The sequence below is a fragment of the Radicibacter daui genome (assembly GCA_030657355.1).
In the GTDB taxonomy this organism is placed as follows: domain Bacteria; phylum Pseudomonadota; class Alphaproteobacteria; order Radicibacterales; family Radicibacteraceae; genus Radicibacter; species Radicibacter daui.
In genome coordinates, this window is record CP131056.1 from 3,523,588 (window position 1) to 3,549,246 (window position 25,659).

At 64.8% G+C, this 25,659-nt stretch carries 26 protein-coding genes; 15 read left to right on the plus strand and 11 right to left on the minus strand.

What is annotated here, in order from left to right:
- Positions 1-58 precede the first annotated feature (58 nt).
- The 3 genes from QTL98_RS16475 to recR are packed head-to-tail and all read left to right on the plus strand — an operon-like array spanning position 59 to position 2,934.
- Positions 59-1,990 (plus strand): DNA polymerase III subunit gamma/tau, encoded by a 1,932-nt coding sequence (locus tag QTL98_RS16475; protein WP_445679557.1) that lies wholly within the window; start codon positions 59-61, stop codon positions 1,988-1,990.
- On the plus strand, positions 1,990-2,313 hold the full coding sequence (locus tag QTL98_RS16480; protein WP_510637582.1) for a YbaB/EbfC family nucleoid-associated protein: 324 nt from the start codon (positions 1,990-1,992) through the stop codon (positions 2,311-2,313). Before QTL98_RS16475 ends, QTL98_RS16480 begins: the two co-directional genes overlap by 1 nt.
- A gap of 27 nt (positions 2,314-2,340) precedes the next feature.
- On the plus strand, positions 2,341-2,934 hold the full coding sequence (gene recR, locus QTL98_RS16485) for a recombination mediator RecR (RefSeq protein WP_445679559.1): 594 nt from the start codon (positions 2,341-2,343) through the stop codon (positions 2,932-2,934).
- A 75-nt stretch (positions 2,935-3,009) separates the two neighbouring features.
- Here the strand turns inward: recR and QTL98_RS16490 are convergent, their stop codons facing one another.
- Complete coding sequence (locus QTL98_RS16490) at positions 3,010-3,426, minus strand: VOC family protein (RefSeq protein WP_445679560.1); 417 nt, start codon at positions 3,424-3,426, stop codon at positions 3,010-3,012.
- A 103-nt stretch (positions 3,427-3,529) separates the two neighbouring features.
- Positions 3,530-3,916, minus strand: coding sequence for a hypothetical protein (locus QTL98_RS16495; protein ID WP_445679561.1), 387 nt, complete (start codon positions 3,914-3,916; stop codon positions 3,530-3,532).
- A 112-nt stretch (positions 3,917-4,028) separates the two neighbouring features.
- Here QTL98_RS16495 and QTL98_RS16500 point away from each other — a divergent pair, with 112 nt between their 5' ends.
- Both QTL98_RS16500 and QTL98_RS16505 read left to right on the plus strand, forming a co-directional pair.
- A complete protein-coding gene (locus QTL98_RS16500; protein WP_445679562.1) occupies positions 4,029-4,502 on the plus strand; it encodes a hypothetical protein in 474 nt (157 codons plus the stop codon).
- 133 nt (positions 4,503-4,635) lie between these two features.
- Positions 4,636-5,238, plus strand: coding sequence for a response regulator (locus tag QTL98_RS16505; protein ID WP_445679563.1), 603 nt, complete (start codon positions 4,636-4,638; stop codon positions 5,236-5,238).
- A gap of 40 nt (positions 5,239-5,278) precedes the next feature.
- Here QTL98_RS16505 and QTL98_RS16510 read toward each other — a convergent pair whose 3' ends face one another.
- On the minus strand, positions 5,279-6,169 hold the full coding sequence (locus QTL98_RS16510; protein ID WP_445679564.1) for a LysR substrate-binding domain-containing protein: 891 nt from the start codon (positions 6,167-6,169) through the stop codon (positions 5,279-5,281).
- 116 nt (positions 6,170-6,285) lie between these two features.
- Here QTL98_RS16510 and QTL98_RS16515 point away from each other — a divergent pair, with 116 nt between their 5' ends.
- Complete coding sequence (locus tag QTL98_RS16515) at positions 6,286-7,638, plus strand: pyridoxal phosphate-dependent decarboxylase family protein (RefSeq protein ID WP_445679565.1); 1,353 nt, start codon at positions 6,286-6,288, stop codon at positions 7,636-7,638.
- A gap of 36 nt (positions 7,639-7,674) precedes the next feature.
- Positions 7,675-8,046, plus strand: coding sequence for a cupin domain-containing protein (locus QTL98_RS16520; protein ID WP_445679566.1), 372 nt, complete (start codon positions 7,675-7,677; stop codon positions 8,044-8,046).
- 10 nt (positions 8,047-8,056) lie between these two features.
- Here QTL98_RS16520 and QTL98_RS16525 read toward each other — a convergent pair whose 3' ends face one another.
- Positions 8,057-8,704 (minus strand): hypothetical protein, encoded by a 648-nt coding sequence (locus tag QTL98_RS16525; protein ID WP_445679567.1) that lies wholly within the window; start codon positions 8,702-8,704, stop codon positions 8,057-8,059.
- 192 nt (positions 8,705-8,896) lie between these two features.
- Here QTL98_RS16525 and QTL98_RS16530 point away from each other — a divergent pair, with 192 nt between their 5' ends.
- Entirely contained in the window at positions 8,897-9,601 is a 705-nt protein-coding gene (locus tag QTL98_RS16530) for a lipid-binding SYLF domain-containing protein (protein ID WP_445679568.1), read from the plus strand.
- 195 nt (positions 9,602-9,796) lie between these two features.
- On the opposite strand, the gene QTL98_RS16535 is transcribed toward QTL98_RS16530, so the two are convergent.
- Positions 9,797-10,705, minus strand: a complete 909-nt coding sequence (locus QTL98_RS16535) for an AraC family transcriptional regulator (RefSeq protein ID WP_445679569.1) — start codon at positions 10,703-10,705, stop codon at positions 9,797-9,799.
- Between the two features lie 119 nt (positions 10,706-10,824).
- Between QTL98_RS16535 and QTL98_RS16540 the strand changes: the two genes are divergently transcribed.
- Together QTL98_RS16540 and QTL98_RS16545 are read left to right on the plus strand one after the other, a co-directional pair.
- On the plus strand, positions 10,825-11,568 hold the full coding sequence (locus tag QTL98_RS16540) for an SDR family oxidoreductase (protein WP_445679570.1): 744 nt from the start codon (positions 10,825-10,827) through the stop codon (positions 11,566-11,568).
- A 284-nt stretch (positions 11,569-11,852) separates the two neighbouring features.
- Positions 11,853-12,440 carry a glutathione S-transferase family protein gene (locus QTL98_RS16545; RefSeq protein WP_445679571.1) on the plus strand — a complete coding sequence of 196 codons (588 nt, stop codon included), beginning with the start codon at positions 11,853-11,855 and terminating at the stop codon, positions 12,438-12,440.
- 109 nt (positions 12,441-12,549) lie between these two features.
- Here the strand turns inward: QTL98_RS16545 and QTL98_RS16550 are convergent, their stop codons facing one another.
- Positions 12,550-12,948 carry a hypothetical protein gene (locus tag QTL98_RS16550; protein WP_445679572.1) on the minus strand — a complete coding sequence of 133 codons (399 nt, stop codon included), beginning with the start codon at positions 12,946-12,948 and terminating at the stop codon, positions 12,550-12,552.
- Positions 12,949-13,641: 693 nt separating this feature from the next.
- On the opposite strand from QTL98_RS16550, the gene QTL98_RS16555 reads away from it, so the two are divergent.
- A complete protein-coding gene (locus tag QTL98_RS16555) occupies positions 13,642-13,980 on the plus strand; it encodes a hypothetical protein (protein ID WP_445679573.1) in 339 nt (112 codons plus the stop codon).
- Between the two features lie 55 nt (positions 13,981-14,035).
- The gene (locus QTL98_RS16560; protein WP_445679574.1) at positions 14,036-14,875 is read left to right on the plus strand and encodes a transglutaminase-like domain-containing protein; all 840 of its coding nucleotides are present in this window, start codon (positions 14,036-14,038) and stop codon (positions 14,873-14,875) included.
- A 169-nt stretch (positions 14,876-15,044) separates the two neighbouring features.
- Here the strand turns inward: QTL98_RS16560 and ppdK are convergent, their stop codons facing one another.
- Both ppdK and QTL98_RS16570 read right to left on the minus strand, forming a co-directional pair.
- Positions 15,045-17,645 carry a pyruvate, phosphate dikinase gene (gene ppdK / locus QTL98_RS16565; RefSeq protein WP_445682172.1) on the minus strand — a complete coding sequence of 867 codons (2,601 nt, stop codon included), beginning with the start codon at positions 17,643-17,645 and terminating at the stop codon, positions 15,045-15,047.
- 686 nt (positions 17,646-18,331) lie between these two features.
- Positions 18,332-19,414 carry a flagellar motor protein MotB gene (locus QTL98_RS16570; RefSeq protein WP_445679575.1) on the minus strand — a complete coding sequence of 361 codons (1,083 nt, stop codon included), beginning with the start codon at positions 19,412-19,414 and terminating at the stop codon, positions 18,332-18,334.
- 174 nt (positions 19,415-19,588) lie between these two features.
- Between QTL98_RS16570 and QTL98_RS16575 the strand changes: the two genes are divergently transcribed.
- Together QTL98_RS16575 and QTL98_RS16580 are read left to right on the plus strand one after the other, a co-directional pair.
- Positions 19,589-19,864: a hypothetical protein gene (locus QTL98_RS16575; protein WP_445679576.1), complete on the plus strand. Its 276-nt coding sequence runs from the start codon at positions 19,589-19,591 to the stop codon at positions 19,862-19,864.
- Positions 19,864-21,288 carry a di-heme oxidoredictase family protein gene (locus tag QTL98_RS16580; protein WP_445679577.1) on the plus strand — a complete coding sequence of 475 codons (1,425 nt, stop codon included), beginning with the start codon at positions 19,864-19,866 and terminating at the stop codon, positions 21,286-21,288. Before QTL98_RS16575 ends, QTL98_RS16580 begins: the two co-directional genes overlap by 1 nt.
- On the opposite strand, the gene QTL98_RS16585 is transcribed toward QTL98_RS16580, so the two are convergent.
- The 3 genes from QTL98_RS16585 to QTL98_RS16595 all read right to left on the minus strand — a co-directional run bounded on the left by QTL98_RS16585 (position 21,285) and on the right by QTL98_RS16595 (position 24,601).
- Positions 21,285-22,796 (minus strand): aldehyde dehydrogenase (NADP(+)), encoded by a 1,512-nt coding sequence (locus QTL98_RS16585; protein WP_445679578.1) that lies wholly within the window; start codon positions 22,794-22,796, stop codon positions 21,285-21,287. The genes QTL98_RS16580 and QTL98_RS16585 overlap by 4 nt on opposite strands.
- A 1-nt stretch (position 22,797) precedes the next feature.
- On the minus strand, positions 22,798-23,766 hold the full coding sequence (locus QTL98_RS16590; RefSeq protein ID WP_445679579.1) for a mannonate dehydratase: 969 nt from the start codon (positions 23,764-23,766) through the stop codon (positions 22,798-22,800).
- Positions 23,767-23,845: 79 nt separating this feature from the next.
- Positions 23,846-24,601, minus strand: a complete 756-nt coding sequence (locus tag QTL98_RS16595) for a FadR/GntR family transcriptional regulator (RefSeq protein WP_445679580.1) — start codon at positions 24,599-24,601, stop codon at positions 23,846-23,848.
- Between the two features lie 139 nt (positions 24,602-24,740).
- Here QTL98_RS16595 and kdgD point away from each other — a divergent pair, with 139 nt between their 5' ends.
- Positions 24,741-25,655: a 5-dehydro-4-deoxyglucarate dehydratase gene (kdgD, locus tag QTL98_RS16600; protein ID WP_445679581.1), complete on the plus strand. Its 915-nt coding sequence runs from the start codon at positions 24,741-24,743 to the stop codon at positions 25,653-25,655.
- Positions 25,656-25,659: the final 4 nt, after the last annotated feature.

Below are 25,659 nucleotides of genomic sequence, written 5' to 3' on the forward strand. Positions count from 1 at the left end.
GCAGGGCAGAAGACAAGGGAAAGCAGCACTGACTTGTCGAGGCGATTGGGGGCGCTAGGTGACGGACGCAGCATCTCAATCCACGCCTGCTGACGTGAGTGCCGGCACGCCCTACCGGGTTCTGGCCCGCAAGTACCGCCCCCGCACCTTCAAGGACATGATCGGTCAGGAAGCGCTCGTGCGCACGCTGACCAACGCCATCCGCTCCGGCCGGCTTGCCCATGCCTTCATGCTGACGGGCGTGCGCGGCATCGGCAAGACGACCTCCGCCCGCATCATTGCCCGCGCGCTCAACTGCGTCGGCCCCGATGGCACTGGCGGCCCGACGCCCGAGCCCTGCGGCGAGTGCGTACATTGCCGCTCCATCCTTGAAGACCGGCATGTCGATGTCATCGAGATGGACGCCGCCTCCCATACCGGCGTGGACGATATCCGCGAGATCATCGATGCCGTGCGCTACCCGCCGGCAATGGCACGCTTCAAGATCTACATCATCGACGAAGTCCACATGCTGTCGAAGAACGCGTTCAACGCGCTTCTGAAGACGCTCGAAGAGCCGCCCGAGCATGTGAAGTTCCTCTTCGCCACCACCGAAATCCGCAAGGTGCCGGTCACGGTGCTGTCGCGCTGCCAGCGCTTTGACCTGCGCCGCATCGATGCCGCCACCCTTGCCGCTTATTTCACCCAGCTGGTGGAGCGCGAGGGCGTAAAGGCCGAACCTTCCGCCATCGCCCTCATCTCCCGCGCGGCCGACGGCTCGGCGCGTGACGGCCTCTCCCTGCTCGATCAGGCGATCGCCCTTTCCGACGGCACGGTGCTGACGGAAACAGTGCGCGACATGCTCGGCCTTGCCGACCGCACGCGCGTCGTCACGCTGTTTGAAACCCTGATGCAGGGCAAGGCCACCGACGTTCTGGACCAGCTGGCCGAGCTGCACGCCGCCGGCGCCGATCCGGAAGTGGTGCTGCAGGACCTGCTGGAGGTCGCGCACACCGTCACCCGCATCAAGGTAAGCCCGGCCACCGCCCTCGCCCCCTCCCTGCCGGAGGCGGAGCGCGAGGTGGGAACGCGCCTCGCCAGGAGCCTTTCCATGCCGGTGCTGACGCGCGCCTGGCAGATGCTGCTGAAGGGCCTTGAAGAGGTGCAGCGCGCCCCGCTGCCGCAGCAGGCCGCCGAAATGGCGCTTATCCGCCTGTGTTTTGCCGCCGAGCTGCCGCCGCCGGGCGACCTTGCCAAGGCATTTCTCGCGGCCCGAGACCAGCAGGGCGGCCCCGGCCAGGGCGCCCCGCAGGGCGGTGGCGGCGCGCCGGGCGGCGGTGGCCCGCACGCCCAGCTGCGCCCTGCCCTCAGCCTTGTTCACGGCAACGCCGCTCTCGCCATGCCGACGCCGGTCGATGCGGTGCCGATGGAAGCTGCCGTCGCTTTCGAGCGGTTTGAGGCAGCGGACGCCGAGCCGCCCTCCTGGAGCGTCGAGGTCATCGATGGCGGTGAGGCTGCCGGCCTTGCCGCGCTGGAAGAGGCGGATGCCGGCGGCCTGCCGGCCAGCGATTTTGCCCCGACCGGCGAGATGGAGCTGGACGGCGCCGAAGCCGGCGAAGGCATGCTGCACCCGATGCCGGCGGATTTTCCTGCCATGGTGCGGCTGTTCGAGACCGGGCGCGAGCGCCTGCTGGCTGCGCAAATCCGCAATACCGGCCACCTCATCTCCTATGATTCCGGCCGCGTGGTGCTGCGCCCTGCCGCCACCGCCCCCAAGGACATGCTGCGCCGCATGGGCCAGCTTCTCGAAAAATGGACCGGCGAGCCCTGGGCCATCGAACCTTCGTCCGAACAGGGCGAACCCACGCTCTATGAACAGGAACAGGCTGCCTTCAAGGCCGCGCTTGATGCCGCGGCAGCCAATCCTGTAGTCAAGGCAGCGCTGGCCGCCTTTCCCGGCGCGACCATTCAGAAACTGATCGAAAAGACCTCGGAGACTCCCGAGCCATGATGAAAAATCTCGGCAACATGATGAAGCAGGCCCAGCAGATGCAGGCCCGCATGGAAGAGATGCAGGCGAGCCTCGCCAACATCGAGGTCAGCGGCCAGTCCGGTGCCGGCATGGTCAGCGTTACGCTCACCGGCAAGGGCGATGTGCGCTCGGTGAAGCTCGACCCGAAGGTGGTCGACCCGAGCGACACCGAAATGCTGGAAGACCTGCTGGTTGCCGCGTTCAACGATGCGCGCGGCAAGGTGGATGCCGCCGTGCAGGCGGAAACACAGAAGATCATGGGCGGTCTCGGCCTGCCGCCGGGCTTCAAGCTGCCCTTCTGATCCGCAACCTTTCCACCCGGCCAATCGATGAGCGCGCCCGAAATTGATCGCATGATGCAGCTTCTGGCGCGCCTGCCGGGGCTTGGCCCCCGTTCGGCCCGCCGGGCGGCGCTGCATCTCATGAAGCGGCGCGACGCGCTGCTGCGCCCGCTGGCCGAAGCCCTTGGCGAAGCGGCCGAAAAGGTCGCCACCTGCTCCGTCTGCGGCAATCTTGATGCGCAGGACCCTTGCGCCATCTGCCGTGACCCGAAGCGCGAGGCGACAAGCCTCTGCGTGGTTGAGGATGTGGGCGACCTCTGGGCGCTGGAGCGTACCGGCGCCTTTGCCGGCAAATATCATGTGCTGGGCGGCACGCTCTCGGCCATGGACGGGGTGACGCCGGAAGATCTCGGCCTCGACCGCCTGGCGGACCGTGTGCGCCGTGATGGCATCACCGAAGTCATCATAGCGCTCAATGCCACCGTCGAGGGCCAGACCACCGCCCATTTCATCGCCGACCAACTGACCGGCAGCGGTGCCCGCATTACCCGCCTTGCCCATGGCGTGCCGGTGGGGGGCGATCTCGATTATCTCGATGACGGCACACTCACGGCCGCGCTGCGCGCCCGCCGCGACGTCTGAGATTTTTTGCTAGGCTCAGGTCTTCATGCATGAGACCCGCCCCTAAAAATATCGGTCACTGGTGAAGGTTCGCCTTCAGGCGAAATACGGGTCGTCGGCGTTTTTCAGCTCACAAACATTGCCGTCGGGATCGACGAAGCTTCCCGTCACACCCCAGCTATGTTGCTCGATATCGACAACAATACCCTGCGCTTCCAGACTGCGGGCCGCCTCGGGCACATTGGCGACATTGAAGCGCAGGATAGTTGGATTCTCTGCGGGCGTTTTCCGGGCAGCCTTGCCGACGCCTTCCCGCTCGATCATCAGATAGCCGGCGCCAAAACGAAGGCAGCAAAGCCCTTCTTTTTCATACCAGAAGGGCAGACCGAGCCTGTTCCGATAGAACTCGACGCACGCGTCATAGCGCTCGGTCAGCAATATCACGCCATAACAGGCGACATGTGCCGAGAGCTTTGCAGCAGAATAAGCCGGCTCCTGCTTCTCATCCGTCATTGAAGCAATTCCCGATTGCCGCGAAAACGGCCCCGGCCAGTTCGCTTCCGGTCGCACAGGGCCAACACAGCGGGGCGGATGTCCGTTATTCCGGCAGCCGCCGTTACCGCGGCCGGGTCATCGGCTTGACCGCAGCCGGCTTCGGCGCCACGCGGCGCGTGCGCAGCACATCGCCCGGCACCTGCGGCGGCGGGGTCATCACGCGCTGCGGACGGGCCGCGTTTTCTTCGGCGCGGCTGGTGGCCGCCAGCTTGCGGTCCACACGCTCCACCACATCGCGCGCCTTCACCTCGGCCTGATGGCCAACCTGCCGGCGCAGCTTGGGAGAAAGCCGGGCAAATTCGCGCTGCGCCTCGGTAAGATCGGTGCCGTCAGTGGTAAACATGGCGCGGCGTGTTGCCCGCTCGACTGCGGAAAACGGCCCGAGCACCTTGCCAATGGCATCCAGAAAAATACCGAGCACTGCAAAATTATCCGGCTGCCCGCGCATGAATGGCCAACTCCTGCCGATCTCTGTCGCTACCGGCTAACAATAGGCGGGTGCTTGCGAATTTGCGAGTCCACGCGCAGTCTGGCCTGAAGAGCAAAGGGAGTAGACGACCATGGCAGGACGCTTGGCCGGAATATCGGATGCGGAAAACGGGGCCGCAAAGGCTGCCTTCCTGCGGCGCAGCACGGTTACCCTTGCGCTGCTTGCGGGGGGAGCCGCCCTTGTGGCTACCGCCCTGTTCACCCCCGGCGCCGAGGCTCAAACCACCCCGTTGACCGCGCCGATGGCCAATCCTCTTGAAGGCCGGGCCGGCGCACGCTGCTTCCAGATTCGCAACCATGCCCCCTATACCGTCTACGGCCATGCTGCGACGGCAGACGATCACCGCGCCAATTTCCACCTCAAGACCGGCGAGGGGGTCGAGGTGTGTGTCACCGGCCCTTATTACCCCGGCGGCAAAATCGAGGTGACTACCAAGACACTCATTCCCACCTTTTCATGCCTCACCGTGCCGGAAGGCGTGGTGACAATTGACGGGCAATTCGTAGAAGGTGGCGGAACAAAGACACGCGTTAATTGCCATTGACCCAAGATGGCAACCTGTTGCGTGGTCCAGCACTAAAAAGTTGAAATATATACATTCGCTGTCTAACCTGTATGCTGAGTGACAATCAATTAAGGCGCGGCCTTCCTTCAGTGCCGGTAGAGAGCCCAAGCCCATGCATCTGCTGATTCTTGACGATCACGCCCTGTTCCGCGCCGGTGTCCGACTTCTGCTCGGAAAATGGCGTCAGGACATCGTAATTGATGAAGCGGATACACTTTCCGCCGCCATAGATCTCATCAAGACGGGACGCACTCCCGACCTCGTGCTGGTCGATCTGATGCTCGGGGCCGAACCCGACATGGATGTGATCACCAAGGTGCGCGAGGCAGCACCCGGCGCTACCGTCGTCGTCGTTTCCATGGCCGACGAACGCAACTTCGTGCGTCAGGCGCTGGAGCGCGGGGCCCGCGGCTTCATCAGCAAGGCGCAGAGCGGCGACAAACTGCTGGCGGCGCTCGATACCGTGCTTTCCGGCGGCCTGCCGCTGCCCACCTCCGCCTGGCGACAGGATGAGGAAGACAATCTGGGCCTCAGCCCGCGCCAGCGCGAGGTCCTGCGCCTTGTTGCCAGCGGCCTTTCCAACCGCGAGATCTCGCTGCGCCTCGACATCGCCGAGCCGACGGTCAAGGTGCATGTGCACAAGATCCTGAAGCTGCTGAACGTCACGAGCCGGGCCAAGGCCATGGTCATCGCCCGCGAAAACGGTTTGCTGTAACCGGTCTCCCGAACCTCTGCCGGGACTGAAACGCCGCCCCTCACCCGGGTGGCGTTTTGTTTTCCAGTGATCGTTGCAGCCAGCGTCCGAAGGCCTCGATGCCCCCGTCGAGCCGGCTGTGCTGGGGCGAGCGCAGATAATAATAGGCGCCCGGCGCCGGCACCTCGATATCGAACAGCCGGACCAGCCGGCCCACCGCGATTGCATCCTCCACCAGCACACTGCGCGCCAGCGCCACCCCGTCCCCCGCCACCGCCGCATCCAGCACATGGCCGGCATCGTCCCAGGCCGGGGCGGCCATCGGCTCACCCATATCCAGCCCTGCCGCCCGTAGCCACAACGACCACGGCACCCAGCTGTGGCGCAGCAACTGGCAGCGTTTCAGATCGTCCGGCACCCGGATGTCGAGCCGGCGCTGATAGTCGGGCGCACAAACGGGATAAAGCACCTCCGATACCAGCCGTTCGGCGCTCACCCCCGGCCACTCGCCCTGGCCGAAACGGATAGCCGCATCAACGCCGCCCCTGCCCACCGTCACCAGCTCCAGCCGTGCATCGAGGGTGATGGCGATGTTGGGCTGTTCCTCGCGGAAAAACTTGAGGCGCGGGATCAGCCAGTAGGCCGCGAAGGATGGCAGCACCCCGATCTTGAGCGTAATGCGCTCGCGCGGCCCCTGATCCGGAAACAGGCTCTCCAGCAGATCGAAGGCCTGCCGGAGGGCCGGCAGCATGCGCCGGGCAGCATTGGTCGGCAGCATGTTGTTGCCGGAACGCTCGAACAGTACTTCCCCCGTGCGCGCTTCCAGCTCGCGGATACGGTGGCTGATGGCGCCGTGGGTCAGGCCCAGTTCATCCGCTGCGCGCGAATAACTCTGATGGCGCACGGCCGCTTCGAAGGCACGCAGGGTTTGCAGGGAGGGAAGATGGGCCATGATGACCCAGATGTTACTTCTGCTCACATCCCTGAACAAGAATGCTCGTTGGCCAGTCCGCCGCCCCCGCGCTTACCGTGGCGCCCGGTTGAAGCTGAGGATCAAGGAGACGGGTGATGGACGAACTTTCCCTGCTGCGGGATGCCGATACGCGCGCCGGACGCTATCTGGCATCCGTTACCACCCGCCGTGTCTTTCCCGATCCCGCCGCGCTTGCCGACCTCGCGATGTTCGACGAGCCGCTGCCGGATGAAGGCACACCGGCCGGGGAGGTGCTGGACCGGCTCGACCGTTACGGCTCTCCCGCCACCGTCACCACCAACGGCCCCCACTATTTCGGCTTCGTCGTCGGCGCGGCGCTGCCAGCCGCCAGTGCCGCCGAACGGCTGATGGTCAGCTGGGACCAGTGCGCTTCCTCCTTCGACAACTCCCCCGTCGCCGCCACGCTGGAGCGCATCGCCGGCAACTGGATCCTGGAAGCGCTCGATCTGCCACGCGAAAGCGCTGTCGGTTTCGGCACCTCGGCCACGGCCTGCGGCCTTGCCTGCCTTGCCGCCGCCCGCCGCGTGCTGCTGGCCCGCGCCGGCTGGGATTTTGACGCCGATGGCCTCATCGGCGCCCCGGAAATCCGCGTTATCGTCTCTGCCACCGCTCACATCACCCTGCGCAAGGCGCTGCGCGTGCTGGGATTCGGCCTGAACCGGCTGATCATCGCCCCGGTCGACGATCACGGACGCATCGATCCGGCCCAACTGCCGGCGCTTGATGACCGCACCATTCTCTGCCTGCAGGCGGGGGAGGTGAACACCGGGGAGAGCGACCCCTTCCTTGATATCATCCCCCGGGCCCGCACTGCCGGCGCCTGGGTGCATGTCGATGGCGCCTTCGGCCTCTGGGCCCGCGCCTCGCGCACGGCGTCAGCGATGGTGGACGGGGTGGAGCTTGCCGACAGCTGGACCACCGATGGCCACAAATGGCTCAACACCCCCTATGATGGCGCCATGGCCATCTGCCGCGACCGGGAGGCGCTGGCTGCCGCGATGAACAGCGATGCCGCCTACTCCACCGCTTCGGCCGATGCGCAGAAGAACCTGACGCTGGAATTCTCCCGCCGTGCCCGCGGCGTGCCGGTATGGGCGGCCTTGCGCTCGCTCGGCCGCCAGGGCGTGGAAGCGATGATCGACCGCCACCGCCGCCAGGCCCGCCGCCTTGCAGATCTGCTGGCAGCAGCCGGCATCACCGTGCTCAACCGCGTGCCGCTCAACCAGGTACTGATCCGTCTTAGCAGCGATGCGGAAACGCTGGCGCTGCAAAAGGCGGCCGCCGCCACCGGCAAGGCCTGGTTCGGCACCACGTTGTGGCAGGGCAAACCCGCCCTGCGCCTCAGCGTCTCATCCTGGCGCACGCGTGATGAAGATATCGATGCGGTCGCCGCCCTGATTGCCGGTTGCCTCAAGGTTGCCGCCTGACCCTTGGTCCCGTTCTGCCCCGGAAGGAGACAGCCCATGTTGCCCGCCACCCCGCTCAATCTCGCCGCCGCCTTCGACCGGGTCGGAGAATATTTCTCCCCCAAGGTTGTCGGGCAGGTGAATGACCAGCTGCTGAAGGTCGCCAAGCTCAAGGGCGAGTTCGTCTGGCACGCCCATGATGGCGAGGACGAGCTGTTCTACATCGTGAAGGGCAAGCTGGAGATCGCCTTCGAGGCTGGCACCGTCATCCTCGGCGAAGGGGATTTCATGACCGTGCCGCGCGGCGTGCGCCACAAGCCGCATGCCGCCGAGGAATGCTGGGTATTGCTGATCGAACCGGCCTCGACAAAACATACGGGCGATGAAGTCACCCCGATGACCCGCAGCCTTGAAGAGCAGATGTCTTAAGTAAGGTCTCTCACGCGCTCCCGTCGCCACCGGGCCGGCGGGAGCGCAGCGTGAAGCGCAAATGACGCCCTGACCGGCTGCGCTGGTCGAGCCGCAGGCAGAGCCCGGCTTCCGGCGCGGCTGCAACCAGCTCTGCGGCCCACAATGCCCAGGGCCGGGCTGCAGGGCGCTCCGCCCCCGCCACCATCAGCACAAAACGGCCATCCGCCGCCGCTGCCAGCCCGGCGCGGCTCGGGGTAATCGCAGCAAAGGCGATCTGCAGCGCCGCTTCCAGCGCACCGGCATCCACCCCGGCCAGCTCGCCAACCTCCTCCGGCACGGCAAGGCGGGACAGCCAGCCGCCATTGGCCTCCACCAGCGTCACCACATCGGCCAGCGCCATGGCAGCCGGCTCGGGCCGCGACAGGTGGCTGGCAAGGCGCGACAGGCGGCTTACCTGGTCGAAACCGGTGGTCATTTCCTCCAGCGCCGCCGCCAGCGTTCTGCCGGCAAGCTCGGGATCGGCGCCGATGATGCCGCTGTCGCTCACAAGACCCAGCGCCTGCACCGGCTGGCGCATGCGGTGATGCAACTGGGAGAGATGGCCGGCGAGGGCACGCAGCTCCAGCGCCGGTTCGGCGGCTGCGGCAGGCACGGTGCCCGGGGGAAGTTTGCTCATGGTCGGTCCTTTCGGTTCCTGCCTGCAAGGCTTCCACGAAGATTGCTTGCACTTGCGCCCCACACCGGCCAATTGTGGCAGCGAGGCAGCGACCTTGCCATCAACTTTCCACGAGCAGCTCATAAGCCTGTCTGCAACCGGGCCCGTGTTCGGCACGTTCCCTTATGCGTAAAACAACCGGAGTATAGCGTCATGACCCGTAGCGATACCGCGCCGAAGCTTGGCCGCCGTTCGCTGATTGCCGGCGCTGCCGCCGCGGCCACGCTGCTGCCCGGCATTCGCCCGGCCTTCGCCAGCCGCGAAGGCGCGCAGGACACCGTCAATTCCGCCGTCACCATGGTGGAACGCATGACCCGCGGTGGCCGCGGCAAGGCCATCAAGGGCATCCTCAGCCGTTCGGCCGGCGTCATGCTGTTCCCCAGCCTCATCAAGGCCGGCCTCATCGTCGGCGGCGAAGGCGGCACCGGCGTTATCCTTGGCCGCAGCGACAATGGCGTGTGGAGCGCCCCGGCTTTCTACACCGCCGGCTCCGGCAGCTTCGGCTTCCAGATCGGCGCGCAGGAAACCCAGCTCATGCTCATCGTCATGCGCGACACCGTGCTGAAGAAGTTCGTGGATGGCGGCGGCAAGATCGGCATCGACGCCAGCGCGGCAGCCATCGATGACGGCATCGATGCCGAGATTTCCACCAACAACCTGCAGGACATCTATTTCTTCGCCAACACCGTGCAGGGCCTTTATGCCGGCGTCAGCGTCGAAGGCACCGGCATCGCGCCGCGCACCGGCCTTAACAAGGATCTCTATGGTCGCAACTATTCCGGCCGCCAGATCATTCTCGAAGGCCTCGCCACCCCGACGCCGGAAGGCCAGAGGCTCATCGGCGCCCTGATGGCGTAACAAAGGTCAGGGGCGCCGGCGCAAACCGCACCTCATTACCCCCCTCCACCCCGCTCTCGCGGGGTACCTCCCCCGTCCAGAAACGGGGGAGGATGGGGTATGGCATTGATATACCGTTAAAATCAGCCTCCCCTCCCGGGGAGGCGGCCCGAAGGCGGTGGGGGTAATGAGGCAGCCTCAAGGCGCCAGCCTCCCCTACTCCGCCGCTTCACGCCGCCTTGCATAGGCTGTCGGCGGCTCGCCGGTGTGGCGGGTGAAAGCGACGCTGAAGCTGCTGGCGGAGCCATAGCCCACCCGTTCGGCAACTTCCGCCAGCCCGCAGGCCCGGCGGCGCAGCAGATCCCTGGCCAGCGCCATGCGCCAGTGCAGCAGATATTCCATCGGCGCCAGCCCCACCTCGCGGCGAAAGCGTTCGAAGAACACGGTGCGGGAGAGCGCCGCCCGACCGGCGAGTTCCGCGACCGTCCAGGCCCGGGCCGGCTCGCCATGCATCAGCCGCAGCGCCTGCGCCAGCCGCTCGTCGGCAAGGCCGCGCAGCAGGCCCGGCGAGGCCGCCGCCCCGCCCGTTGCCCGCAGCGCCTCGATGAACATAACCTCGATGAGCCGCTCCAGAATGACCTCGCGCGCCGGCCGGGCCGCCCGCGCCTCGTCGGCCACCAGTTGCAGCAGGGTGGTGAGCCGCTCCTGCCCGCGCACATGCACGATCTGCGGCAGCAACGAAACCAGCAGCGCCGCATCCGGCGAGCCGAAATTGCAGTGCCCGATCAGCAGTCGCACTTCCGCATCCCCCTCCGGATCGCCGAGGCGAACCCGGCCGGGGCTGAATTCCATGCGCGTTGCGTCATGGGTGGTGCCCGGCGGCAGGCGCAAGCTGGAATTGGTGTAGTCAAAGGCGGCAGGGATCAGCACAAAATCCCCGGCCCGCAACAGGATCGGCTCCTGTCCGCGCACGCTCAGCCGGCAGCCGCCCTCCAGCACCGCCCCGTAGAACGGCCGGCCGGTCTCGCTGCGCCTGACGGACCAGAGCCCCGCTGCCTCCACCAGTTTGGAGACCGAGGGCGTCAATTGCAGCAGCCGCACCATCTCGGCCAGTGGATCGGCCATTTCCGGACTCTTGCTGATGAAAACAGGATTTCTACCGGTAGCACGTCCGGAAGGCGGCGCCTAGCCTTGGCTCCTGAGCCCCGTTCCCCGTGACGCTCCCCTAAAAGGAAATCCCCCAAGTGAAGACCATTCTCATCACCGGCTGCTCGTCCGGCTTTGGCCTTGAAGCCGCCCGTTATTTCCTGAAGCAGGGCTGGCGGGTGGTTGCCACCATGCGTACGCCCGATGCCGATATCCTGCCGGCTTCGCCAAACCTTTCCGTGCTGCAGCTGGATGTGACCGATGCGGCCAGCATCGAAGCCGCCATTGCAGCGGCCGGGCCCATCGATGTTCTGGTCAACAATGCCGGTATCGGCCTGCTCAACGCACTGGAAGGCGTTTCGATGGCCAATGTGCGCGAGACCTTCGAGACCAATACCTTCGGCACCATGGCGATGACGCAGGCGGTGCTGCCGCAGATGCGCGAGCGCCGCTCCGGCACCATCATCAACGTCACCTCCTCGGTCACGCTCAAGCCCCTGCATCTGCTCTCGGTCTATACCGCCAGCAAGGCGGCGGTGAATGCCTTCTCCAGCTCGCTTGCGCTGGAACTTGCGCCCTTCAACATCAAGGTGCGCGTTATCGCCCCCGGCCGCGCCCCAACGACAAAGTTCGGCGAAAACGCGCGCGCCCGTGTCGGCTTCAACATCCCGGACGCCTATACCGCCATAGCGGGGGAGGTTTTTGCGAACTGGCAGCAGGATACGCTGGTGACACAGTCGGACGAAATTGCCGAAGCCCTGTGGCGTGCCGCCACCGACCCGGAATGCCCGGACTTCCTGCCTGCCGGCGCGGACGCAGTGGCGTTGGCAGCACAAATTTAACCGGGCTTAAAAATATAATACCCGGTCTAAATTAGCCTCCCCATGAAAGGGGAGGCGGCCCGGAGGGTGGTGGGGGTGTGGGCCTGCCGTTCTTCGCCGACAGCGGCAAGCGGCTGCGCCAACAGCCTCATCCGGCGCTTCGCGCCACCTTCCCCACTTTCGTGGCGAAGGGAAGCTCTCGGGCCCATCACAACCGCTTATGCCCAGCATCAAAACAATCGATTTGCCGTAAAGGCTCGCCACTGCAACCTTCCCCGTCCGCGATAAAAAGGGGAACAGAAGCCATGCGCCTTTACGGATATAACCTCTCCGGCAACTGCCTGAAGATCTGGTGGACCGCCCGGCATCTGGGCAAGCCGGTGGAATGGATCGAAACCGATCTGCTGAAGGGCGAACATCGCACCCCTGAATTCCTCGCCAGGAACCCCGCCGGCCAGGTGCCGCTGGTAGAGTTTGACGATGGCCGGATGCTCTCGCAGTCCAATGCCGTCTGCCTTTATCTGGCGGAAGGCAGCGCGCTGATCCCGGCGGATGCGTTCGAGCGGGCGCAGATGATGCAGTGGCTGTTCTGGGAACAGTACAGCCACGAGCCGGCGCTGGCGGTTGCCCGGGGCAACATCATCCTGCGCGGCGCCACGATCGAAACGCTCGATCCGGCCCTGATCCAGCGCTGCAACGGCGTGCTTGACCTGATGGAGCACGAGCTTTCCAGCCGGCCGTTCTTTGTCGGCAATACCCCCACCCTCGCCGACCTTTCCATCGTCGCCTACACCCGGCTTTGCCCGGATGCCGGTTTCCGGCTGGAAAACTGGCCGGCGGTCAGCCGCTGGATCGCGCGGGTGGAGGACAGCTTCGATCTTTCTGGCCCTTGAAGGGTGCCCGCATCGGCGGCGATCCGCTCAAGACAGAAAAAGGGCAGCGCCCGGCTAAAGGCGCTGCCCCCTTTATTTCACCGTTCGTCAGCCCGCGAACGGGCAGCCTTCAGCTCTGGCTACCGAGGGCCGTAACGCATCCGCTGGCGCCAGCGCTGTTGGGGGTGGTTTCACCAGGCATGGTCGCCCAGCCACCGGCCTCGACGAACTGACGCTGTGCGTAACCGCTGGAAATCGCCTTGAATTCCATGAGTTTTGCCGCGGCATCCGGTGCAGCGTTGAACCTTTCAACACAAATCGCCGATGCCAGCTGCCCGCGGGCCGTCTCGCCTGCCGCGATGACCGCAGCACGGCTGCTGCCGCCGGTGACCCAGCCCCCCCAGCTGAAGCCAACGACAATGGTGGCAATGGCCACCACGACGCAGGACCAGAACAAGACGGTTTTCGACGGTTGATAGCCCTCGATACGCCGGGAGAGTGTCGGTTTTGCTGCAACCTGGTCTGACATGATTTCAATCCTTTCCGGTCGATGATCCGATTGCCCGTTCTGCGCGGAAAGGCAGGACGCCTGCCGATGGCTCTGCAGGGACATCCCCCGGGCCAGAACCAACGTGTCACGTGCCGGACCGATATCGTGCGGGGGGCGCTTTCAGGGCCGCAACGCCCAGGCTGGCACTGGTTTCAGCGCGCATGACCCGGACAATCTCGCGGGGCGGGGTCGGACTTTTCCCGTCGAAAAGCAATTCACCCCACCTTCGAAAAATTATGATACCAAAGAATCAGAAATTATCCCTTTAAATATTAATAATTCGTTCCATTTTTAAAAAATTTATTTACGTTATGGTGATGTTTTTAAAATTATAATGTTTAATATCAGCGCCTTAAGTATAATTATTACGTTAGAAATTCAGCACTGAAAGTCATAAATAAAATTCGTCTACTTGCTTTTTTCTTTTCACCTGCCAGATAATCAGTTTCGGTGATTTGATCAGGAGCGCCGCCCTCCCGCAGCCATCCCCTTGCCGGAGTGGACAAACAGGCGCCCGAGCTTCGACCGCACCTTATCCATCGCCTGCCGCGACACCGGGGGACCGCCCCCCCCCCCCCGCAAAGCGGCACCCCGCAGGAGAGCCGCGCAATAACCGGCGCAGGGCCCGCCCGGCGGCGATCATTTCCACCCGCACGAGGAAGGAAACTCCCCATGTCATCCCCGAAGACGACCAGAAAAACCGCGCCCGGAACGGCTAAGGCCAAAGGCCGCGCCGCTCCCGGGGATCCGTTCCGGCATCTCTACGCCATCGGCCAGACCGTGCGGCTCAGATATGATTTTCGCCACCCGGCCAGCTACGCCGAGGTCTACCGCATCACCGCGACGCTTCCGCCCGAAGGCGGCGCGCCGCAATACCGGCTGCGCAATGAGGACGAGAACTTCGAGCGTGTGGCCCGGCAGGATGTGCTGGAGCCGATGCGTCCGACGGCGGCCGACAGGCAGGATGCCCTTATCGCCCGCACTTTCGGCAGCGGCCCGCAGGCCCGATAGGCCGCCTTCCATAGTCTTGCTTGCCCAACCATCTGGCAGAGGTAACCCGGCGACGATGCTGATCCGCTACGGCTATGAAATCACCCTTACTTTCCCCCAGCCGACAGCGCTGGTCTGCCTGCTGTCGGTTCACGAACAGCACGCGCCCGGCATCCGGATACCGGAGACCACCTTCACCAACCCGCCTGTGCCGACATCGACCTATATCGATCTTTTCGGCAATCTGTGCCGGCGTTTTGCCGTTCCGGCCGGGGATGTAACGATCTGGGGCGATGCCACCATCGAGGATGACGGCCTGCCGGACCCGGTCTGCCCGCAGGCCCGAGAACTACCGGTTCCGGAACTGCCGGATGATTGCCTCGCCTACCTCGTGGGCAGCCGCTATTGCGAGACGGACCATCTGAGTCAGACCGCCTGGGATCTCTTCGGCAACATTCCGCCCGGCTGGGGACGCGTGCAGGCCATCTGCGACTTCGTCCATAACCACATCCATTTCGACTATATGCAGGCGCGCGCTACCCGCACCGCGCTGGAGGCCTACCGGGAAGGCGTGGGTGTGTGCCGGGATTTCGCCCATCTGGCCGTCACCTTCTGCCGCTGCCTCAACATTCCGGCGCGCTACGTCAACGGCCATCTCGGCGACTTCGGCGTGCCCGTCGCGGGCCCGATGGATTTTGCTGCCTGGATCGAGGTTTTCCTCGATGGCGTCTGGCACACCTTCGATCCGCGCAACAATGTGCCGCGTATCGGCCGCATCGTCGTTGCCCGGGGCCGCGACGCCGCGGATATCCCGCTCATCAACTCCTTCGGCCCGCATGTGCTGAAGGAGTTCCGGGTGTGGACCTATGAAGTGGACGCCCTGCCGCAAGTGGCGCCTGCCCCCTCGTCAGCCTGACCCCCAAAAAAAGACCCCCGCCCGGCGACGCTTCCAAGATGAGTTCAGGAAGCGGCGCCGAAGGCGGGGGCAAGGGGGCCTGTTATCGGGGTCGGCAGTGCCTCGTCAGCAGTGCCGCCCCAGGTTTGTTACGGGCGTTTCCTCCGGTTTCTTCTTGCTTTTGAACCTGTTATTCGGCAGCCGCGGCCAGCACCGTCCGCGGGGCCTTGAGGCTTGCCTGCGCTGCCGCAAGGCGGGCCACCGGCACGCGGTAGGGCGAGCATGAGACATAATCGAGCCCGGCGCCGTGGCAGAAGGCGATCGAGGCCGGATCGCCGCCATGCTCACCGCAGATGCCGGTCTTGAGACCCGCGCGTTTCGCCCGGCCACGGGCAACGCCGATGGCCACCAGATCGCCCACACCATCGGTATCGAGGCTGGCGAAGGGGTCGTGGGCCAGGAGGCCGCGCTCGCGGTAGGCCGGCACGAACTTGCCGGCATCATCCCGGCTGAAGCCGAAGGTGAACTGCGTCAGGTCGTTGGTGCCGAAGCTGAAGAACTCGGCGCTGGCCGCAATCTCCCCGGCCCGCAGGCAGGCCCGCGGCAGCTCGATCATCGTGCCCACCTTGATGGCGAGGGTGTGGCCGGTCTCGGCTTCCACCTTTGCCGCCTCGTCGCGCACCACGTCGGCCAGGGCATTGAACTCGCCCTCAAGGCCAACCAGCGGCACCATCACCTCGACAGCCGTCTCGACGCCTTCCGCGGCCAGCTGCGAGGCTGCCTCGGTGATGGCACGGGCCTGCATGCGGGCAATTTCCGGATAGGTGATCATCAGGCGGCAGCCGCGATGGCCCATCATCGGGTTGGCTTCATGCAGGGCATGCAGCCGGTCCTTGAGGCGCTCGACCGGAACCTTGAGGTCACCGGCAAGTTCCGCAATCGCCCCCTCGCCCTGCGGCAGGAACTCATGCAGCGGCGGGTCGAGCAGGCGGATGGTGACGGGCAGGCCCGCCATTTCCTTGAGGATGCCGGCGAAATCGGCCCGCTGGTAGGGCAGCAGCCGGTCCAGCGCAGCGATGCGGCCGGCCTCATCCTCGGCCAGGATCATCTCCCGCATGGCGCGGATGCGCTCCGGGGCGAAGAACATGTGCTCGGTGCGGCAAAGGCCGATGCCTTCGGCGCCGAAATCGCGGGCACGGGCGGCATCTTCCGGCGTGTCGGCATTGGCGCGCACCTTCATCTCGCGCACCGCGTCCGCCCAGGCCAGCAGCTGGCGCACATCCTCGCCCAGTTCCGGCAGCACGGTTTCCACCGCGCCCAGCATCACTTCGCCGGTGCCGCCATCAAGGGTGATGAGATCGCCCGCCTTCACCACCGTGCCGTCCGGCGCGGTGATGGTTTCGGCCGCTTCGTTGATGATCAGCGTGCCCGCACCGGTCACGCAGCACTTGCCCATGCCGCGAGCCACCACGGCGGCGTGGCTGGTCATGCCGCCGGTCGCCGTCAGCACGCCTTGTGCGGCATGCATGCCGTGCACATCCTCCGGGCTCGTCTCGCGACGCACCAGGATGACCTTGTCGCCGCGCGCCGCCGCAGCCTCGGCCGCATCGGCACAGAACACGACGGCGCCTGCCGCCGCGCCGGGGCTTGCCGGCAGGCCGCGGGCCAGCACGGTGCGTTTGGCATCCGGTGCAATGGTCGGGTGCAGCAACTGGTCAAGGCTCATGGCATCGACCCGCAGCAGCGCCTCTTCCCGCGTCAGCACACCCTCGGCCACCAGATCGGTGGCGATACGCACCGCCGCCCGGGCACTGCGCTTGCCGCCCCGCGTCTGCAGGAGGAAGAGCTTGCCCTGCTCGATGGTGAACTCGATGTCCTGCATGTCGCGGTAGTGGGCTTCCAGCTTGTCCGACAGCGCGGTCAGCTCGTCATAGAGGCCCGGCATACGCTCCTTCAGCACGGCCACCGGCTCCGGCGTGCGGATGCCGGCCACGACATCTTCACCCTGCGCGTTGGCCAGGAACTCGCCATAAAGTTCGCGCTCGCCCGTTACCGGATTGCGCGAGAAGACGACGCCGGTGCCGCTTTCGCCGGCCCGGTTGCCGAACACCATCGCCTGGATGGTAACAGCCGTGCCGGCAAGGCCGGTAATGCCCTCGATGCGGCGATAGGTGCGGGCGCGCTGGCTCTCCCAGCTCATGAACACGGCGCGGATGGCCTTCATGAGCTGCACTTCCGGCTCCTGCGGGAACTCGGCGCCCGTCGCCTGCCGGACAATCAGCTTGTAGCGGTCAACAAGGCGGGTGAGATCGACCGGGGTCAGCCCGGTATCTTCCGCAACGCCGCGCTCGGCGCGCGCCTCAGCCAAAGCTTCTTCGAACAGCGCATGGTCGATGCCCAGCACCACATCGCCGAACATCTGGATGAAACGGCGGTAGGCATCCCAGGCGAAGCGCACATCGCCGCTCTTGCGGGCAAGGCCGGCAACCGCCCGGTCATTGAGGCCAAGGTTCAGCACCGTGTCCATCATGCCCGGCATCGAGATGGCAGCGCCCGAGCGGACCGATACCAGCAGCGGGTCCTCGGCATCGCCCAGCTTGCGGCCGCTCTGCGCTTCCAGCGCGGCAAGCGCCTTGTCGACCTGCAGCTGAAGGTCGGCGGGAAACCGCTGGCCGAGCGTGTTGAAGTCGCGGCAGGTCTCGGTGGTGATGACGAAGCCCGGTGGCACCGGAATGCCGAGGCGGGCCATTTCGGCCACATTGGCACCCTTGCCACCCAGGAGTTCGCGCATCTCGGCGCGGCCCTCGCTGAAGGCATAGACGCGCTTGCCGGCCACCGGGGCGGGCGTGCTCAGGCAAAGATCGGGCGTTACCGCCACCGGCGGTTTCGTCTGCTTGACCATTTTCCATGTCTCCGTCGAGGCCTGCGTCAGAGCCGGTGGCTTGTTTTGGTGCCTGCCGTTTCCGTGCCGCAGATGTTGCTCACCAGGGCGTTTGCGTTCCTTGATGAAACGAAACTGACGCAGGCTGGTTTCACTGCGCAAGGGACTATTTTGTGACCGGAGCTTCCAGGCTCAAAAGCGCAGTTTCCGTGTCGACAAGCCTCTGAAAGCGTCTAAAAACGGTCAATTTTTCTGCTAAACCGGTTAAGCGAAAATTTTGCTTTCGAAATTTCCGACAGAACAAAAAGCCATCGAAAGATATTTACGATCCCCGGATTTCTGCTTTCGAAAATGCAAAGCCGCACTTTCGAAATGCGGTGCGGCATTTTTCTTCTGCCGGCACCCCATCTGTCACAAAATGGCAACAGGACGAAACCGCTTTCAGCCGGTTTCCGGGCCAATTTCGCCGGTTTTGGCCATGCCGCGCCGCAGCAGCGTTCGCCGACTCATTCACGGATAACCGCCCCGGCGACTTACGCTTCGCCCTCGCCCGCAAACAGCGGCGCCAAAGCGGCCTCAATCGAAAGCGGATGGGCTTATTTCAAAAGTTCCGGCGCGGCATTGGGGTCGTAACCCGAGGTACTGGGCAGGTCGGTCAGCAGCACCATGGTAATGCGCCGGTTGCGCGGATTGGTGGGGTCGGCCGGCAGGGCCGGGTCGGTGCTGGCAAGGCCAACCACCTGGGCAATGCGGTCTTCGGGAATGCCTGCCTGCATCAGCACCTGCCGCGCCGCATTGGCGCGGTCCACCGACAGGTCCCAGTTGCCATAGCCATTCACCCCGTTGAAGGGCACGCTGTCGGTATGCCCCTCGATCTTGATGCGGTTGGGCAGAACGGAAATCACCCTGGCCACCGCCTGCAGGATAGCGCGTGTCTGGTCATAAAGCGCGTTGCTGCCGGTCGGGAACATCGAGAAACGGTCCTGGTCCAGGAGCTGGATGCGCAGCCCCTCCGGCGTGCGGTCAATCTTGAGGCTGTCTTTCAGGGCGTTCAGCAGCGGGTTCTGCTGGATGGCGGCGTTCAGCCGGCGCTCGGCGGTCTCGAAGCGCTGTTCCTCGCGTTTGGCGAGTTCCTTGCGCATGTCCTCCGGGCTCAGCTTGTCCACCTCCGGCGCGTTGGGGTCGGTGGTGCCGTCCTTGTTCTCCATTTTGGGGTCGGCAATCTTGGGCGGCTTCACCGTCGCGCCGGTCGGCGCATTGCCGGCAACGTCATCGGGGCTGGTTGCCATGGTGTCGCCCTCGATGGGCTTCTTCGTCTGGATCAGCCCTTCATCCTCGCCGCCGAATTCATCGTCCCCCGGCGGGTCCACTTCCACCGGCAGCGGCGTCGCGATGATGGAAGGTGCCGGGGCATTGATGCCGCCCTTGGTCAGCGCATCGCCGCCGAAGATACCGGCGGAGCCCGAGGTGGAGCGCGTGGCGCTCACCGGGGCAAAATAGTCGGCAACACCTTCGATCTTGGGATGTTCAACGGCATTCAGCAGCCAGAGCAGCAGGAAGAAGGCCATCATCGCGGTCACAAAGTCGGCATAGGCCACCTTCCAGGCGCCGCCATGCGCGGCCCCGCCGACTTTCTTGATCCTGACGATCACCGGTTGTTTCAGGCCGTCATCAGCCATAGCCCGGGCTCGGTTCCATCCTGTTGCACCGCCGCAAGCACTGCCATCTACCTGAAATAGCTGCCCTGCCTGTTCAGCTTAGCAGCTTTGCAAAGCGGGGGAACTGTGGCAAGACCAAGCAGGAATAAGGATCAGACCGCCAGTTGCAGGATGCATGCTGGCAGGGGTTACAACATGCGCTCAGTTACCGCTCACGAACCGCCCTTCAAGCGTGAAGAAGATCTGGAGCGCATCATCGAAATCTGCAGCCGCGGCAACGCCTATATTCTCGTCATCAATATGGGCGAGATGGCCGGCTGCGGGCAGATTTTCGTCAAGAACGGTGTCGGTAACGACTTTACCTCCGCCGGCATCATTGCCCTTGAGCTGATGCGCAGCATCGTGCGCCACCCGCGTTTTTACCGCGACGGCGCCAATGCCATGCGCTGGCGCCTGAGCCCGCCCGGCTGATGGCTGCGGGGCGACGGGCCACCGGCCGGCTCCTGCCGGCAATGGCGGCCCTTGCCGGCCTCTTGCTGCTGGCCGCCTGCGGGCCAACGGATCAGCCTGCCCCGGCTCAAGCCAGCATTGCCTCCCCGGCCGCACTGACTTCGCCACTGCCGGCGCCCCCGGTAACCCTGGGCGGCGCCACCGGCCGCGCTTTTGCCGGGGAGCCTGCCTTTGGCCTGCCGGCCGCCAATCTCGCTCCCGGCGATCTGCGCGACTTTGTGGCCGGCAACCGCATCTTCAATACCGACTGGCGGCCCCTCGATCCGGCACGGCCCGAAGCGCCCTTCAGCGGCCTTGGCCCCTATTTTGAAGAAAGCTCCTGCACCGCCTGCCATCATCGCGACGGGCGCGGTGACCGGGAAACGCTACTGCTGCATCTCTCCATCGCCGGCTCCCCGGCTGAAGCGCCGCACCCGCTTTTCGGCACCCAGCTCCAGCGCAAGGTCCTGCCCGGCCTTGAGCCGCTGCCCTATCCTGCCCTCGTCTGGCAGCAAAGCCGTGCCTCCCTTGCCGGCGGCGAAACGGTAACACTGGAAAAACCCGTCTGGCGCTGGGCCGGGCCGCCGCCGGAAATGGCCGTCAGCGCCCGCCTCGCCCCCCCGATGATCGGCCTTGGCCTGCTGGCCGCCGTGCCGGAAAATGAAATCGCCGCCCTGGCCGACGCGGACGATAAGGATGGCGATGGCATCAGTGGCCGCATGAACCGGGTGACGGACAGCGTAACCGGCAAGGAAAGTCTCGGCCGCTTCGGCTGGAAGGCCAGCGTGGCAAGCCTGCTGGAGCAGGTGATGATTGCGACCCACCGGGATTTCGGCCTCACCTCCGCCGCCTTCCCCGCCCCGGATTGCCCGGGCGGCGAACGTCAGGCTGCCTGCCGCGCCGCCGCCGGCAGCAACCCTACCGAACTGCCCGCCCGTTTTGCCGATCAGCTGACCGTCTATAGCCACCTGCTGTCGGTGCCGGAGCGGCGCGGCGGCGGTGACCCGCAAATCGCCCGCGGCTTTGCCCTCTTCCGCTCGCTCGGCTGCGCCGCCTGTCACCAGGAGACGCTGACGACCGGCAGCAGCCCCTTTGCCGAACTGGCAAACCAGACCATCCACCCCTTCACCGACCTGCTTCTGCACGATATGGGCGACGGGCTTGCCGATGGCGTGCCGCAGGGCGGGGCCACCGGCACCGAATGGCGCACCGCCCCGCTCTGGGGCCTTGGCCTTGCCGAAACCGTCGCCAGCAAACCGCCCGTCTATCTGCATGACGGCCGCGCCCGCACCCTTACCGAAGCCATTCTCTGGCATGGCGGGGAAGCGCAAAAGGCGCGGGACGGTTTTGCGCAATTGGGCGCGGACGAGCGGGCTGCGGTTCTGACGTTCCTCGCGGCGCTTTAGGTGAGATCTGCCGGCAGAAGGCTTGCCGGCACATTCTGATAACTGACAGGCCGCAGAAACCGCCGGATGGCCAGCGTCCCTACCGAAGTCGCGCCAAAATTGGTCGAGGCCGGATAGGGGCCGCCATGGACCATGGCACTGCAAACCTCAACTCCGGTCGGGAAGCCATTCACCAGCACGCGACCGGCCTTGCGCTCCAGCACGGGGAGCAGTTGCGCAGCCAGCGGATGGTCACCCTCATCCATATGCAAGGTGGCCGTAAGCTGGCCTTCAAGGCTGCGGGCAACGGCCATCATTTCCGCCTCGTCCGCGACCACGACGGCGATCCCCACCGGCCCGAAGACTTCGTGTGCCAATTCAGGGTTCGCCATCCAGACCTTGCCGCTGGTCCGGAGCAGGCACGGCGCACCGTAACGGCCTTCGGCCTCCACCTTCAGGACTGTTTCCACTCCAGCAACAGCCTGCAGCCGGTCAGCACCCTGCCGGCAAGCTCCGGCAATCCCGTCTGTCAGCATTAGCTGCGGCGCCGGCTCCGCAAGTGCGGTTCGGGTGGCCGCAACCAGCGGCCCCGCCTGCCCCGCCGGCAGGATGGCGACACCAGGATTGGTACAAAACTGGCCGGCCCCCATAGCCAACGACCCGGCCCAACCGCGTCCGATCGCCTCACTGCGGGCCGCGAGTGCCGCCGGCAGCAGGAACATCGGATTGATCGAGCCCAGCTCCCCAAAGAACGGAATGGGTTGCGGCCGCGCGGCGCAAAGATCGAATAACGCCCGGCCGGCCGCAAGCGACCCGGTAAAACCAACCGCCCCAATCAACGGATGCCGGACGAGCGCGTGCCCCACCGCAGCCGTGTTGCCCTGGACAAGGCTGAATGTGCCCGCTGGCACGCCGGTGGCGTCTATTGCGGCCAGGATAGCTTCGGCTACCAGCTCGCTGGTGCCGGGATGGGCCGGATGACCCTTTACCACCACCGGGCATCCCGCCGCCAGCGCCGAGGCGGTATCTCCTCCGGCAACCGAAAAGGCGAGCGGAAAATTGGAGGCGCCGAACACAGCCACCGGCCCGATCGGCCGCTGCATCATCCTGATATCCGGGCGCGGCAGCGGCTGACGCTCCGGCAGCGCACCATCGTGCCGCCGGTCAAGATAATCCCCGGCGCGAATATGGGCGGCAAACAGCCTGAGCTGTCCCGCCGTGCGCCCCCGCTCGCCCTCAAGGCGAGCCGGCGGCAGTCCGCTCTCCCGGCAGGCGATCTCCGTTATCTGCTCGCCCCGGGCCTCGATCTCACCGGCAATTGCCTCCAGAAAGGTTGCCCGCTGCTCGCGCGGCAGCCAGCCATAAACGCCAAATGCCTCTTCCGCCGCCCGTACTGCCCGGTCGATCTGATCGGCACTGGCAACGCCGAAACTCTCGACCGTACCGCGCACCGGGGCCGAAAAGAACCGCTCTTCGCTCGCCACCCAGTCACCGGCGATCAGATGCTTGCCCTGGGGTTTGAAAGTCACGTCAAGCTCCGACAGCCTGCAGGGCCGCTGCGATATAGCCGTATGAAAAAGCGAAGGCAGCCCCTTCCGGGTCCCGTGCATCAATCGCGGGAACATGATCGGGCATGACCATGTACTGATAGCCAACCTCTTTCAGCACACGCAGGGCGGCGATCATGTCCACGTCGCCCTCATCCAGGAACACCTCGGTAAAACCGAGTTTGCGGCCCTTGATGTTGCGGAAATGGATATTGTGCAGTTTGCCCCGTGTGCCGAACCAGCGGATCACGTCATCCATTTCACGCGCCGGATCTTCCAGATTTTCCGCGACGGTGCCGATGCAGAAGTTAAGCCCGTGGAACGGGCTGTCATGCAGGCCGACAAACTGCTTCATCCCTTCGACCGTGCCCAGGATACGGGTTACGCCGCGATAACCCGGCGGGGTCCAGGGATCGTGCGGATGGCAGGCAAGCCGCACACCGGCCTGTTCCGCTACCGGCACCACGCGGGCGAGGAAATAATCGGCCCGTGACCATATCTCGTCTTCACTCAGCGGCGAGCAGGGCGGCGCAGCGTCAGGATCCATCTTTTCCCAGCGAAAGGATGAATTGCGGGAGCCACCACGGCCGATCTCGTCTTCGCTGCGCGGAATGCCAATATAGTTGAAGTTATATTTTGCCGCCGGGATGCCGGCGGCGCCGCAGTCCTCGATCAGCTTGCATACCGCCGCAATCTGCGCATCGCGCTCCGGACCGCCCAGCAAGATGTCGGCGCAAGGCGCCCTGTCGACCGGCACTGACGGTAACGGCAACTGGATCATGTCCAGCACAAGCCCGCGCCGCTCCACGTCTGCCCGATGCGCCTTTAGCGCATCCAGCGACCAGCCCCTCCAGTTGCCGGGCGGATCAAGGCAGATATGTCGGATGCCAAACTGCGCCAGCATGGCAAAATCGGCGTCGTCCCGCGGCTCTTTCTGGGTCCCGATATACATTCATTCCCTCCAGTCATACGTATTGACCTATGTCATAGTATGATTCTTGAAGGATGCAAGCCCCTCCCTGCCGACGGCGTCACTCCGGCGCCGCGGCGGACGCCACCATTGGCCCGGCATGAACGGCCAGCGCCACCGCCCTGTAGCGTTTTTGCGAATTCTCCAGATGCGTGCGCATGGCACTGCGGGCGGCCTCGACATCCTGCCGCGATATGGCGTCGGCAATCGCCCCATGCTCGGCAAGAATTGTCTGCAGATAATCGGCCGATTGCACCTCGGTCAGGCTGGGCAGGGTACTGCGTGGAATCGCAGACGGTCCGAACCGTGACAGTGCGTCGACGAAGAATGCGTTGTTGGAGGCGCGGGCGATGGCCATGTGAAATTCGAAATCGGCTTCAGCCGTCCCGCGCGCCGCCAGCGCCACCTGCCGCATCTCAAAGTTTTTCTCAGATATTTCATAATCTTGAGCACTTGATCGTCGGGCAGCAGCCAGGCCAGCAGCTTCCACCTCGATGCCACAGCGAAACTCCAGCATCTCTATCGTGCGCGGGATGGATCGCTTCTCGTCTGCTGACAGCATGCTTGATGCCGGCGGCAACCGTTCCGCGACGAAAACGCCTTTTCCCTGGGCCGGATATACCAGCCCCGCAGCGCGCAATTCGGCAAATGCTTCACGGATAACCGTCCGGCTGACGCCAAAGCGCTCCATCAGAACCGGCTCGGTCGGCAACTGCGATCCGGGTGCGAGTACACCTTGCGTCACCTCGGCACGGATCGCCTCAACAACACCGTCGGCAAGCCTCGCCTTTCCTTTTGTGGACGCTGGCGCGTTCATCGATCCACCATTGCCTTTCCGATTATGTCGTACTATGAGTCGTCATATGTCATCTGCCAATACATGCTGTGACAGCGTATGAGTATTCGCATTGTGTGATCGAGATCAAGGGCGATCAAGGCCGAGAGGGAGGGATTGCGTGGATAGAAACCAGATCAAGGCGGCACTGGGCGGAGGGCTGCTTTCCTTTCCCGTCACCCCGTTTGACAAAGACGGCGCCTTCAATGCCAAAGCCTATCAGGCCCATATCGGCTGGCTCTCTGGCTTCGAGGCCTCGGTCCTGTTTGCTGCAGGGGGCACAGGCGAGATGTTTTCGCTGCGCCCGGACGAAATCCCCACCATTGTGCGTACGGCCAAGGAAGCCGCAAACGGCACTCCGATTATCAGCGGATGCGGCTGGGGCACTGCCGTTGCGGTCAAGCTGGCCCGTGAGATCGAGGAGGCCGGCGGAGACGGCATCCTGCTGCTGCCGCACTACCTCATCGATGCACCCCAGGAAGGCCTCTACGCCCATGTAAAGGCCGTATGCGCGGCCACCGGCCTCGGCGTCACCGTCTACAACCGCGACAACAGCGTTCTGGGTGTCGAAACGCTCCAGCGTCTGGCCGACGCGTGCCCCAATCTTATCGGCTTCAAGGATGGCACAGGAGATATCGGCCACGTCCGGCACATCACCGCAAAGCTGGGAGACCGCCTTGCCTATGTCGGCGGCATGCCAACGGCCGAGCTGTTCGCCGAAGCCTATCTCGGCGCCGGCTTCACCACCTATTCCTCGGCGGTCTTCAACTTCGTCCCCGCACTCTCGGTCAGCTTCTACAAGGCACTGCGAGCAGGCGAGCGAGAGACGTGCGAGCGCATCCTCAACGAATTCTTCTTCCCGTTCATGGCGATCCGCAACCGCCGCAAGGGCTACGCGGTTGCCGCCATCAAGGCCGGCGTGCGGCTGCAGGGTTTTGCCGTCGGTACAGTACGCCCTCCCCTGGTTGACCTGACCGGGGAAGAGGAGGAGATGCTCCAGGATCTGATCCGTCCCTGGAGGAAAGCAGCAGCCTGACTTC